Raw genomic sequence first — 12,331 nt, 5'->3', positions numbered from 1 at the left:
TAAAGGTGCATTTACACCTCTTGCCATCAACATAAGTTGAACAGGTATTCTGGTCCCTGCCCACATAGGGAAGTTTTAAATAATGTTAAAGTTAGATAAATAAGTTTAGGAGGTTTTAGATATGTCATTCAAAGTTTTTCAAATAAATGAAGAGTTTTTAGATGTAATGCCAAAAGAAATAGTTGAGTTGCAAGAAAATGCTACATGGGGAAATCCAAAGAGAGGTGTAATGGATTTACCTTTTCATAAAGAGTTGATAGAAGAGCACTCTTTATGTGCTGGATGTCCCGAATCTGCAGCTTTAAGATATATAATGGCATCCATTCCAAATCCAGAAGATACAGTAATAGTAAACTCTACAGGATGTACTTCACTTGTATTCCCACACATTGCGATGCACACAGTTCACTCTTTATTTGGAAACCAAAACGCTGTTGCATCAGGTATAAAAAGAGTTTTAGAATACAGGTACCCTGATAGAGTAAAAGACGTAATAGTTTTAGCAGGTGATGGTGCTACCGTAGATATAGGATTAGATTGTACATTACAATCATTTTTCAGACAGGAAAAGATAACAACCATATGTTTTGATAACGAAGTGTACGCTAACACAGGTGGTCAAGAAAGTGGAATGACACCTAAGGGGCACGTATTTAAAATGGCTCCAAAAGGAAAACAGTTTGAAAAAGTTCCTATGTGGCAGTTGGCTATAGATTCCGGATGTAAATACGTAGCAAGGTTGACAGTTTCTTCTCCGAAAAGAGTAGAATCCGTTATAAAGAAAGCTGTTTACGTTGCGAGAGAAGTAGGTCCTACTTATGTTCACCTTTACACTCCATGTATCCTTGAAATAGGTCTTAACTCAGACCAAGGTCTTGAAGAAATGAGGTCTAAAGACAAAGAAAGATTTGCTTTCTTTGAATATGTATCCCCGGAAGCAGAAGAGGTTATCAACAAAGTAAAAGCGGAGGGATTATTATGAAAAGGAAAAGAGTAAACATAAGAATGCCTGGATTAGGTGGACAAGGAGCAGTTACTGCAGCTCACATCATAGCTACAGCAGCAGACTACGAAGGATACTATGCAGTTTCTAACCCATTCTTTGGTGCAGAAAAGAGAATGGCTCCAGCTGAAAGTTATGCAAGAATAGGTGTAGAGCCTATATTCGATAGAGGAGAAGTAGTTTATCCGGATGTGATAATGGTATTCCATCACCATGTAATAACTATGGGTAAATCTTATACAATGCCTTTTTATTCAGGAATAAAGAAGAACGGTTTAATAATAATAAATACAGAAGAAGAACTCCTTTCACCAGGAGATAGAGCTTATCTTGAATCATTAAACGTAAAAGTTTACAACTTCCCTGCTACAAAATTTGCGGTAGAGCAAGCCGGAACAGAGCTTGCAACCAATATGGCTATGGTTGGAGCTTTATTTGGATGTATAGGTTCCGTAGGATTAGAAGCTATAGAAGAAGGAATTAAAGCAAGATTCTTGAAGAAGTTCGTTGCATCCGGTGGTACAGCATCTCTCGATTCAGCGTTAGAAAGAAAGTTTAAGAAAAAGTTAGAGTTAATAGAAAAGAATTTAAATACAGCCAGAGCTGCATACGAGTTAGCATCTGAATGGGCAAAATCTCAAGGTATTGAGTCTTTTTTACCACCACCTCCTAAAAAGAAAATAGAAGCTGCATAAAACTCTTTCCCTCTCCAAAAACTTGGAGAGGGAGTTTAATGTTATTTATGAAGTGAACCACCCATCATTTATGGAAATACGGACTTCTTGCTATAGTTTTGTTAAATTCTTTCTACATTTATAACATCTTTTACTTTTTTGATATTTGCTATTATATTATCAAGTTGCTGTTTATCTTTTACTTCTAATGAAAATTTTAATAAAGCTTTATTATTTTTTATATTAGAAATTTTTACATTTTTAATATTAGAATTAGATGCTGCAATAGCGTTTGATATATTTGCCAACACACCAGGTTTATCTAAGGTTAAAACTTTTATATTTGTTGTATACTTTACTTTTTCATTACTTTTTAACAGGATATCTATCAACCTATCCGGCTCTGAATTTTTTATTGACTTTATATTTTTACATTCCTTGTTATGAATAGCTATACCTTTCCCTTTGGTTATAACACCAATAACATCATCTCCAGGAATGGGATTACAACAAGGTGCTATAAAGCTTAGTATATTGTTGAAACCATCAACCTCTATAACTGTTTCTTTTTTTTCTTTGCTTCCTTCAATAAAATCTTTTTTATCAACTACTTCTTTATCCTCTTTAAGAATATTTATAACTTTCAAAGGAGATAACTTACCTTCTGCTACAGAAACAATTAAATCTTCAAAAGATTTATAGTTAAACTTTGATAAAATTTTTTTTCTATCTTCTTCCGTTAATGAAGAAACCTTTAAGTTTAATTTTTTTAAAAATTTGTCTAATAACTTTTCTCCAAATTTTAAAGATTCTTCCCTCTCAATTTTAGATAAAAAATGTTTTATGTTGGTTTTTGCTTTTGAAGTTACCACAAATTTAAGCCAATCTCTGGATGGATGTTGACCTTCCTTGGTTATTACCTTTACAACATCACCACTTTTGAGCTTCTTATCCAACGGAGCAAATTTTCCATTAACGGTTGCACCTACTGCTTTATGCCCTATTTGTGTATGTATTGCATATGCAAAGTCTACAACAGTTGACCCAGAAGGAAGTTTTATTAAATCTCCTTTTGGAGTAAAAACGTATATTTCTTCAGAAGATAAATCCGTTCCAATGTCTTCCAACACTTGTGAGTCTTTCGAATCTTTCAATGTCTCAATTATATTTTTTAGCCAGTTAAAGGATTCTATATCTTTTTCCGTGAGATTTTTACCTCCTTTGTATCTCCAATGAGCTGCAATACCTTCTTCTGCTATTTTGTGCATCTGATATGTTTTTATCTGAATTTCTACAAACTTTCCTTCAGGACCTACAACTGTTGTGTGTAAAGCTTGGTACAGGTTAGATTTAGGTAGTGATATGTAATCTTTAAACTTACCAGGTACAGGAGTCCATACAGAGTGAATTAGCCCTAAAGTTAGATAACACTCTTTTATATCATCAACTAAAATTCTAACTCCAAAAATATCGTAAACATCGCTCAATTTTAGATTTTTTCTCAATGTTTTTTCGTATATACTATAAAGATGTTTTGAACGGTACTGTATAGTTGCGTTTAAGTTATTATCCTTTAAAATTTTTTCTATAACAGGTATAACCTTTTCTTTTAAAAATTTTTCGCTTTTCTCCTTAGAAATTGCAAAGTATGATACGACCTTTTTGTATTCTTCCGGATGTAGGTACATAAAACACAAATCTTCCATCTCTCGTTTTATATTCCACAATCCAAGTCTTCCTGCTAGTGGAGCGTATATATCAAGGCTTTCTTTTGCTATCCTTTTTTGTTTATCCTCTCTAAGGTAGTTTAAAGTTCTTAGATTGTGTAATCTATCTGCAAGTTTAACGAGTATCACTCTTATATCTTTCGCGGTGGATACTATAAGTTTTCTAAAATTTTCTATTTTGGCATCTTCTATGTTTTCAAAATGGTACTTTCCTATTTTGGTAACACCATCTACTATCTCTGCTACTTTTTTTCCAAATTTTTCTTCTATCTCTTGTATAGAAGTATCGGTATCTTCCAATATATCATGTAATAAAGCGGATATTATGGATATTTTATCCAATTTTAAATCTGCAAGAATTTTAGCTGCTTCTATAGGATGAAGATAATAAGGCTCTCCGGATTTTCTAACTTGGTCCTTATGTTTTTCTACAATATATTCTAAAGCAGAATTTACCTCTTCTACATCTTCATTTTTAAGATAGTTTAACTTATCCACTAAATCTTGGGCAACGGTTAATGTTTCCATATCCTAACCTTATAAAATGTTAATTTTTCAACCATAGGATTATATTATATCTTTTTAGCTAAAATATCAATGATTTTTGATAAAATAGAATTTAATTTTTAAAAGAGGTTTTGATATGGAAAAAGTTTTTTTTAATGGAAAAATATTTGAAGATAAGGAATTTTTGAGACCTTTGATGTATGGGGAAGGTGTGTTTGAGACTTTTAGATACAAAGGTAAATTACCTAAGTACATAGAGTACCATTATGAAAGATTGGTAAAAGGTGCAAATATCCTTAAAATTCCTACTATTACAAAAGAAGATTACATCTACTATATAGAAGAAGCTGTTAAGGTTTTTGAAGAAAAGGATTTGTATGTGAAAACAGCTTTGTTATCAGAGGGAAACTCATACTATCCTTTACTACCATACAAAAGTAACCTTTTAGTGATAGTTAGACCTTATCAACCTGTGAATTCTCCAATAACACTTACTTTATCACCTTACAAAGTTCATAGTAAAGACCCACTTTTAAAGATAAAATCTACAAACTACTTAAGAAACGTTCTCATAAAGAGATACGCTCAGGAAAAAGGTTTTTTTGACGCGATTATACTCAACGAAGATGACAATATAACGGAAACTTCTTCCGCTAACATATTTTGGATAAAGGGAAAGTACCTATATACACCATCTACTGATTGTGGAGTTTTGGAAGGTATTGCAAGAAGGAAAGTATTGGAAGAAGCTAAAAATCAAGGATTTATAGTTGTAGAAGGGAGTTTTAATTTAAAGGACCTTAAAGGAGCGAATGTTGTGTTTTTAACTAATTCTTTACACGGAATTTTGAAAGTGGATAACATAGACCCTGAGGTTTTAAAATGAAATTAAGATTGATTTTTTTATTTGTTTTATCTGTCTTCTTTGTATCTTTAGCTAATTCAGATAAAAGAGATATTAAAGAGATTGTTCAAGAGATTTTAAAGGATAAAGATGTTAGAGCCGGAATATATGTAGAATCTTTAACAGAAAAAAAGCGTCTTCTTATAATAAACTCTCAAGAACCTTTTATACCTGCGTCCAATCAGAAAATATTAACAACTGCAACTGCGCTTATAAACCTAACTCCGGATTACAGATTTAAAACTCAGATTTTGACTGATGGATACATTAGAAATGGAGTTGTATACGGCAATCTTTACTTAAAAGGTGGAGCTGACCCTTCATTGACAGATGAAGATATTGAGAGGATAGTTAAAAATTTAAAAGAGATGGGTATAAAAAAAGTAGAAGGTAGTGTTGTTGGAGATAATTCATTCTTTTCTGAGGAAGGTATAGGACACGGTTGGCCTGAAAAAGATTTAAATTACTGTTTTACCGCACCATTTAGTGGACTTTCCTTAAATGAGAATTGTCTAAGAATAAAAGTTGTGTCAAGTAAGAATAAAGTTTTTGTAGAGCTGTATCCGGATAACAGTTATTATCAAGTTGTAAATGATTTAAAGGTTTCAAAAAAGTTAATAGGACATAAAATCACAGTTGAAGGTAGAAAAATTTATATAACAGGTAGTATAAAACCAAACTCAGCGTTTGAAATTTCTGTACCTGTTGAAAGTCCATCGTTATTTACAACATCAGTTTTTTATAAAAAATTAGTACAATCTGGAATATCTATTGATGAGGGTTATCATTTAGGTAATACTCCATCAAATTCAAATGTTCTATTTATTCATTACTCACATCCTTTAAAAGAGTTGATAAAAAAAGCAAATAAAGATAGTGATAACTTTTACGCTGAACAAATATTTAGAACTCTTGGAAAAGAAATACTTGGAAAAGGTAATACGGAAAGTTCTTCCTTAGTTGTTTTAAAAACATTGAGAAATATAGGGGTTAACACGGAGAATATACGGATTTATGACGGAAGTGGTTTATCAAAGTTTAACCTTATAACACCGGAAAGTTTGGTAAAAATTTTGTCTTATATGTACAACACACCTTACTTTTTTGATTTTTATCAATCTTTGGCTGTAGCTGGTACTGATGGAACCTTAAAACATAGATTTAGAGATATCAAAGGTAAAATATATGCAAAAACCGGATACATAAAAGGTGTGAAAAATCTATCTGGATATGTTATTTCAGACAACTCAGAAGTTTACGTTTTTTCAATTCTCGTTAACGACCTTAAGTCTACGGAAATAGCAAACCTACTACAAGAAAAAATATGCTCAATACTTGTTGGAAAAGAAAGTCAGTTATAATTTATCTTTAACATTTTTTTAGGAGGTTTTAATTTGACGGTTTTAGCATTTTTAATCATGCTTGGTGTTTTGATAACAATTCACGAGCTTGGACATTTTCTGTTTGCAAGAATGTTTGGTGTAAAGGTTGAATCCTTCTCTATAGGTTTTGGACCACCAATATTTAAATGGAGAGGAAAAGAAACTGAGTATCAGATAGCTCTTATCCCACTTGGTGGATACGTAAAGATGTACGGAGAAGACTCTATGACAGAGCCTATACAAGGAAACGTAGATAAATCTGCTTACAACGACCCAAGGTCATTTCACTCAAAACCTAACTGGCAGAAGATGTTAATCGCCTTTGCAGGACCACTGTTTAATATAGTGTTGGCTATTGTTTTATTTGTCGCTGTTTACACAATAGGAACAAAAGAACCTGCTTATCTATCAGAGCCTGTTGTAGTAGGTTATGTTGAAAAAGGTTCTTTGGCTGAAAAAGTAGGTATTCAACCTTTTGATAAAATAGTAAAGGTCAATGGTAAAGAGGTTAAAAACTGGAAAGAGTTTACCATAGCCCTTGGCATGAAAGCTGGGAAAAGTGTTGAGATAGAAGTATTAAGAAATGGTAACATTCAAAAAATAGCTATTACACTTCCGGATGATATGAGTAAAGAATCTTTTGGAATATCTCCCGTAATACCTGCCAAGATAGGAAAAGTTTTAGAAAACTCACCTGCAGCAAAAGCAGGATTAAAAGAAGGGGATATTATAGTAGGTGTTAATGGAAAACCAATAAACACATGGTTTGAGTTCGCAGACTTTATGGCTTCTTTAAAAGAAAAGCAGTCTGTTAATCTTTTAGTTAAAAGAGATAACAAAATATTTAGCATGATGATAGAGCCCCAGTACAACGAAGAACTTAAAAAGTACACGATAGGTATAGCACCTAAGTTTGAAACCAAAACTATTCAGTATCCATTTACACAGGCGGTAGCAAAAGCAATAGATAAAACAAAAGAGTTAACTGTTGCTATATACAATGTTGTTGCTGGTCTTATAACTGGAGAAGTTTCTTTCAAAACCTTAGGAGGACCTATATCCATAGCAAAATTTTCCGGAGAAGCGTTAGAAACTGGAATAAGCACATTTTTATTTGCGATGGCTTTTATATCTCTTCAACTTGGATATCTAAACTTACTACCTATTCCAGTACTCGATGGAGGACTCATACTCATCTTGCTAATAGAAACAATCATAAGAAGACCCCTTCCGGATAAAGCTAAAGAGTACCTTGCATACTTTGGTTTTGCTTTACTTGGAACATTAATGATATACGTCATTTTTAACGATATATTAAGAGTTATACAATAAATATATAAATTATATTTTTATATATGGAGTAAAAATGGCTACGAGAGTTGGAATTATAGTACTAAGTGGTACGTTAGACAAAGTTATGCCTGCATTTATTATAGGGACAACGGCAGCAGCAATGGGAATGGAAGTGGGAATGTTTTTCAGTTTTTATGGTTTGAACGCTATTCACAAAGAAAAACACAAAAACCTAAAAGTTTCTCCGGTAGGCAATCCGGCTATGCCAATGCCGGTTCCAGTTCCACAAATCCTTACAATTATGCCCGGAATGATGGATTTTGCAACTTCAATGATGAAATCAATGATGGAGAAACACAAAGTCCCTTCATTAGAGCAGTTGATACAGCAAGCAAAAGATTTAGATGTAAAGTTGTACCCATGCCAGACAGCTATGACACTATTTGGATACACTGTAGATGACCTTATAGAGGGTGTGGAAAAACCAGCTGGTGCAGCCACATTCTTGAGTTTTGTTAATGCAGGAGAAAAATCGATAGTACTGAATTTTTAAATTTGAAAGGCTAAATAATAATGACTATCAAAGAAAGGTTTCAACAGATAGAAGAAAAGATACAAAAAGCTTGTGAAAGAAGCGGTAGAAAAAGGGAAGATGTTATTCTTCTGGCTGCATCTAAAACTCAGCCGATAGAAAAGATAATTCAAGCTTACCAATGCGGTATAAGATTTTTCGGAGAAAACAGGGTTCAGGAAGGAATTGAAAAAATAGAAAAACTTAAAGATTATCCGGATATTCACTGGCATCTTATAGGAGGACTTCAAACGAACAAAGTAAAGTATGCTGTAAAGTACTTTGAGATGATACACTCAGTAGATAGAAAAGAGCTTGTAGATGAAATAGAGAAAAGAGCTTCAAAAGTTGGTAAAATTCAAGAAGGACTTATTGAGGTAAACTTTGGAGAAGAATCTAAATTTGGTGTTAAAGAAGAAAATTTAAAGGATTTGTTTGAATACATTCTTTTAAAGCAACATGTTAAAATCTTAGGATTGATGGCTATTCCCCCTTATTTTGAAAATCCGGAAGATGTAAGACCTTATTTTAGAAGACTAAGACTACTCAAAGAAAATTTAGAAAAAGAGTTTAAAGTAAACTTACCACACCTTTCAATGGGAATGTCTCATGACTTTGAAGTTGCCATAGAAGAAGGTGCTACGATAGTTAGAATAGGAACGGCTCTTTTTGGAGAAAGAAAATGATAAGTCCGGATTTGTTAGAAATTTTAGCTTGTCCAGTTTGTAAATCAGGTATAGACTATATAAAAGTCGCTGAAAATGAATATCTTTTTTGTAAAAAGTGTAATTTGTACTATCCTATAAAAGAAGACATACCTATTCTCTTACCACAAGAAGCTGTTAAGGAAGAAGATGTTAAAAGAGATTAAATACTTTTTAATAGCTATTTTTATAATCATTTTAGGATTTATACCTTTTTATCTTATAACACCAAAACATTCGGATAACGGATTTAATCTTGTAAAATTGGACATAAAAAACTTAGAACCTGTTGTAGGTAAAGAAGGAGGAGTTTTAAAAAGAACACTTTCTTCAGACCCAAAAACCTTAAATCCGGTTATGGCTCAAGAGACAAGCTCTACAGCTGTTATAGGTCCTTTATTTAATGGTCTTACAAAGATAAATGAAAAAACTCTACTTCCACAGCCGGATTTAGCAGAAAAATGGGAAGTGGATTCTACCGGAACAGTTTGGAAATTTTACCTAAGAGATGCAAAATGGTTTGATGGAAAGCCTGTAACAGCCGATGATGTAGTATTCACATACAATCAGATTTATTACAACGATTCTATACCTTCTTCATCAAAAGATGTTTTAACGGTAGAAGGAAAACCTTTTAAAGTAGTAAAGATAGATGATAAAACTGTAGAATTCATACTACCAAAACCTTTTGCAGTGTTTTTAAACGCTGTAGGACAACCTATTTTACCAAAACATATCCTTGAAAAACCTGTAAAAGAAGGTAAATTCCCTTCTACATGGACGGTAAACACGGACCCAAAAGATATAGTAGGAACAGGACCTTACAAACTTGTTAAGTACGTTCAAGGTCAGTACGTAATGTACCAAAGAAATCCATACTATTGGGAAAGAGACGAGAAAGGTCAACAAATTCCTTACATAACCACAATTCAATCCCAAATAATAAAAGACCCAGACGTATCTTTGGTAAAATTTTTATCTGGAGAAAGCGATATTTACGGTGTTAGACCTTCTGACCTTCCAAAGTTAGCGGAAAATTATAAAAAAGACAATTTTACAGTTTACAACCTTGGAGCTACTCCATCTATTACCTTTATAGTTTTTAATCAAAATCCTAACTCTCCTATACCCAAGTACAAATTAAAGTGGTTTCAAAATGAAAAGTTCCGTCAAGCAATATCCTATGCTATAGATAGAGTAGGTATTATAAACATGGTCTATAACGGTCTTGCATATCCAATTTACACAGCTGTAACACCGGCTCAAAAAAGACTTTTTGATGAAAATTACTACCCTAAATATCCTTACGATTTAAAGAAAGCGAAAGAGATACTTTTATCAATAGGCTTCAAAGAAGGGAAAGATGGATTTTTATACGACAGTGAAGGTCATAAACTTAGTTTTACATTAATAACAAACGCCGGAAATAAGGAAAGAGAAGCGATAGGAAATATAATAAAAGAAGATTTAAGAAAGATAGGAGTAGAGGTGAACTTTCAAGGACTGGATTTTAATAACCTTGTTTCAAAACTTATGGCAAATTACGACTTTGAAGCTGTTATAATAGGTCTAACAGGTAGTATAGACCCATATTTTGGACAGAGTGTTTGGCTTTCTTCAGGACATATGCATATGTGGTATCCAAAACAAAAAAATCCGGCTACAGATTGGGAAGCAAAGATAGACCAACTTTTTAACAAAGCAGCTACCGAGTTAGACCCAGCGAAAAGAGATAACCTTTACAAAGAAGCTTTCAAAATAATAGGAGAAAAACAACCTATGATATTCATAGCAGCTCCGGAAGAGATGGTTGCTGTAAAAAATAAGTTAAAAAATGTTTTCCCTACAGTTTGGGGATGGTACAAAGGAGATTACGTTTTTATAGAATAATATGGTATAATATTTTTTTGAAAAAATTTAAAATGTTATCAGGAGGTATGTATGTCAATTACAGCTGAAAAAAAACAAGAGTTGATTAAAAAGTTTGCTATTCACGAGAATGATACTGGTTCACCGGAAGTTCAAATCGCTATTTTAACAGAAAGAATAAGAAATCTTACTGAACATATAAAAGCAAACAAAAAAGACCTTCATTCAAGAAGAGGTCTTATCGGTATGGTTAACAAAAGAAAGAAACTGTTAAACTACCTAAAAAGGACAGATGAACAAAGGTACAAAAAAATAATAGAAGAGTTAGGAATAAGAGAATCAGCTGGCACAAATCAATAATAAAAAAGGAGCTGTAATGGAGATAGAGGAAATTAAAGTCCAAACAGAAGTTAACGGAGCTCCTTTCATAATTGAAACCGGATACTTTGCAAAACAAGCAAACGGTGCTGTAATAGTAAGACAAGGTGAAACAGCTGTTCTTGTAGCTGCTGTTATGTCAGAGGAAGCTCAGGCTGATATAGACTTTCTACCTTTGACTGTTGAGTATAAAGAAAAATACTATGCATCCGGAAAAATTCCCGGAGGATTTGTAAAAAGAGAAGGAAAACCTACCGATAGAGAGATTTTAGTTGCAAGAAACATAGATAGACCTATTAGACCTTTATTCCCTAAAGGTTTTTACAACGATATCGTTATAACTGCCTATACGTTATCAGCAGATGATAAATACGACCCAGACGTACTTGGTATAGTAGGAGCATCTGCAGCTTTACATATCTCCGATATCCCTTTTGAAGGACCTATTGCAGGAGTAAGAGTCTGTAGAGTAAATGGAGAATTCATAGTAAACCCAACTTATCAACAAAAAGCCCATTCTGACCTTGAAATAGTGGTTGCTGGGTCAAAAGATGCAATCGTTATGGTAGAAGGTGGTGCAAAAGAAGTTCCGGAAGAAGACATTCTTGAAGCAATGATGTTTGGTCATGAAAAAATAAAAAAACTTATACAGCTTCAAGAGGAGTTAAGACAAAAATACGGAAAAGAGAAAATATTAGTAGTAGAAGATGAAGAGGAAAAAGTTTTAAGAGAAAAATTAAACGAACTTACATACGAAAAAATAAAAGAAGCATTTAACATTTTAGACAAAAAACAAAGAAATAAAACAATAAATGCAATTTTTGAAGAGGCAGCAAATTCCTTAGAAATTCCCCAAGAAAAGCTAAAAAAAGCTAATTCTATATATAAAGAAATTGTTAGCAACGTAATGAGAGATAAGATTCTAAACGAAGGAATAAGAATAGATGGTAGGAAACCTGAAGAGATAAGACCTATATGGATAAAAGTAGGTGTTTTTCCAAGGAACCATGGTTCTGCAATATTTACAAGAGGTCAAACTCAAGCATTTGTTACAACAACTTTAGGTTCTCTTTCCGAAGGGCAGATAGAGGAAAGTTTAGAATCTGGAGAAACGATGAAAAGATTTATGCTCCACTACAACTTCCCTCCATTCTCTACAGGTGAAGCAAAACCTCCAAGAGCAACATCAAGAAGGGAAATAGGACATGGTAACCTTGCAGAAAGAGCCTTAGAACCTTTAATTCCATCTGAAGAAGATTTTCCCTATGTAATAAGAGTAGTTTCAGATATTTTAGAATCTAATGGTTCTACCTCTATGG

At 33.0% G+C, this 12,331-nt stretch carries 12 protein-coding genes; 11 read left to right on the top strand and 1 reads right to left on the bottom strand.

Translation table 11 applies throughout. The annotated features are described in order from the left end of the window. The first annotated feature begins 121 nt into the window (after positions 1 to 121). Together NE054_RS04995 and NE054_RS04990 are read left to right on the top strand one after the other, a co-directional pair. The gene (locus NE054_RS04995) at positions 122 to 982 is read left to right on the top strand and encodes a thiamine pyrophosphate-dependent enzyme (protein ID WP_297889314.1); all 861 of its coding nucleotides are present in this window, start codon (positions 122 to 124) and stop codon (positions 980 to 982) included. Continuing rightward, a complete protein-coding gene (locus NE054_RS04990) occupies positions 979 to 1,698 on the top strand; it encodes a 2-oxoacid:acceptor oxidoreductase family protein (protein WP_297889312.1) in 720 nt (239 codons plus the stop codon). Before NE054_RS04995 ends, NE054_RS04990 begins: the two co-directional genes overlap by 4 nt. Positions 1,699 to 1,799: 101 nt before the next feature. On the opposite strand, the gene NE054_RS04985 is transcribed toward NE054_RS04990, so the two are convergent. After that, entirely contained in the window at positions 1,800 to 3,932 is a 2,133-nt protein-coding gene (locus NE054_RS04985) for a bifunctional (p)ppGpp synthetase/guanosine-3',5'-bis(diphosphate) 3'-pyrophosphohydrolase (RefSeq protein ID WP_297889310.1), read from the bottom strand. A gap of 115 nt (positions 3,933 to 4,047) precedes the next feature. Between NE054_RS04985 and NE054_RS04980 the strand changes: the two genes are divergently transcribed. The 9 genes from NE054_RS04980 to NE054_RS04940 form a co-directional block, all read left to right on the top strand. Further along, complete coding sequence (locus NE054_RS04980; protein WP_297889308.1) at positions 4,048 to 4,797, top strand: aminotransferase class IV; 750 nt, start codon at positions 4,048 to 4,050, stop codon at positions 4,795 to 4,797. Continuing rightward, complete coding sequence (dacB, locus tag NE054_RS04975) at positions 4,794 to 6,176, top strand: D-alanyl-D-alanine carboxypeptidase/D-alanyl-D-alanine-endopeptidase (protein ID WP_297889306.1); 1,383 nt, start codon at positions 4,794 to 4,796, stop codon at positions 6,174 to 6,176. The genes NE054_RS04980 and dacB overlap by 4 nt, the downstream gene beginning before the upstream one ends. Positions 6,177 to 6,209: 33 nt before the next feature. Beyond that, on the top strand, positions 6,210 to 7,529 hold the full coding sequence (rseP, locus tag NE054_RS04970) for an RIP metalloprotease RseP (RefSeq protein ID WP_297889304.1): 1,320 nt from the start codon (positions 6,210 to 6,212) through the stop codon (positions 7,527 to 7,529). Between the two features lie 34 nt (positions 7,530 to 7,563). After that, positions 7,564 to 8,043: a DsrE/DsrF/DrsH-like family protein gene (locus tag NE054_RS04965; protein ID WP_297889302.1), complete on the top strand. Its 480-nt coding sequence runs from the start codon at positions 7,564 to 7,566 to the stop codon at positions 8,041 to 8,043. A 20-nt stretch (positions 8,044 to 8,063) separates the two neighbouring features. Beyond that, on the top strand, positions 8,064 to 8,747 hold the full coding sequence (locus tag NE054_RS04960) for a YggS family pyridoxal phosphate-dependent enzyme (RefSeq protein WP_297889300.1): 684 nt from the start codon (positions 8,064 to 8,066) through the stop codon (positions 8,745 to 8,747). Continuing rightward, complete coding sequence (locus NE054_RS04955; protein ID WP_297889298.1) at positions 8,744 to 8,932, top strand: Trm112 family protein; 189 nt, start codon at positions 8,744 to 8,746, stop codon at positions 8,930 to 8,932. The genes NE054_RS04960 and NE054_RS04955 overlap by 4 nt, the downstream gene beginning before the upstream one ends. Next, on the top strand, positions 8,916 to 10,655 hold the full coding sequence (locus NE054_RS04950) for an ABC transporter substrate-binding protein (protein WP_297889297.1): 1,740 nt from the start codon (positions 8,916 to 8,918) through the stop codon (positions 10,653 to 10,655). Before NE054_RS04955 ends, NE054_RS04950 begins: the two co-directional genes overlap by 17 nt. A 51-nt stretch (positions 10,656 to 10,706) precedes the next feature. After that, positions 10,707 to 10,994, top strand: a complete 288-nt coding sequence (gene rpsO / locus NE054_RS04945; protein ID WP_297889296.1) for a 30S ribosomal protein S15 — start codon at positions 10,707 to 10,709, stop codon at positions 10,992 to 10,994. Positions 10,995 to 11,010: 16 nt separating this feature from the next. Further along, the coding region (locus tag NE054_RS04940) for a polyribonucleotide nucleotidyltransferase (protein ID WP_297889294.1) at positions 11,011 to 12,331 on the top strand (1,321 nt) is incomplete at its 3' end.

This window comes from Sulfurihydrogenibium sp., from assembly GCF_027448985.1.
In the GTDB taxonomy this organism is placed as follows: domain Bacteria; phylum Aquificota; class Aquificia; order Aquificales; family Hydrogenothermaceae; genus Sulfurihydrogenibium.
The sequence above is the reverse complement of the archived record's forward strand: the minus strand, read 5'-3'. Positions and strand labels throughout refer to the sequence as shown.

Coding starts and splice junctions, on each gene's coding strand:
- NE054_RS04985 (WP_297889310.1), bottom strand. CDS start 3,932: ATGGAAACATTAACCGTTGCCCAAGATTTAGTGGATAAGTTAAACTAT.
- NE054_RS04950 (WP_297889297.1), top strand. CDS start 8,916: ATGTTAAAAGAGATTAAATACTTTTTAATAGCTATTTTTATAATCATT.
- NE054_RS04990 (WP_297889312.1), top strand. CDS start 979: ATGAAAAGGAAAAGAGTAAACATAAGAATGCCTGGATTAGGTGGACAA.
- NE054_RS04965 (WP_297889302.1), top strand. CDS start 7,564: ATGGCTACGAGAGTTGGAATTATAGTACTAAGTGGTACGTTAGACAAA.
- rpsO (WP_297889296.1), top strand. CDS start 10,707: ATGTCAATTACAGCTGAAAAAAAACAAGAGTTGATTAAAAAGTTTGCT.
- NE054_RS04980 (WP_297889308.1), top strand. CDS start 4,048: ATGGAAAAAGTTTTTTTTAATGGAAAAATATTTGAAGATAAGGAATTT.
- NE054_RS04995 (WP_297889314.1), top strand. CDS start 122: ATGTCATTCAAAGTTTTTCAAATAAATGAAGAGTTTTTAGATGTAATG.
- NE054_RS04955 (WP_297889298.1), top strand. CDS start 8,744: ATGATAAGTCCGGATTTGTTAGAAATTTTAGCTTGTCCAGTTTGTAAA.
- dacB (WP_297889306.1), top strand. CDS start 4,794: ATGAAATTAAGATTGATTTTTTTATTTGTTTTATCTGTCTTCTTTGTA.
- NE054_RS04960 (WP_297889300.1), top strand. CDS start 8,064: ATGACTATCAAAGAAAGGTTTCAACAGATAGAAGAAAAGATACAAAAA.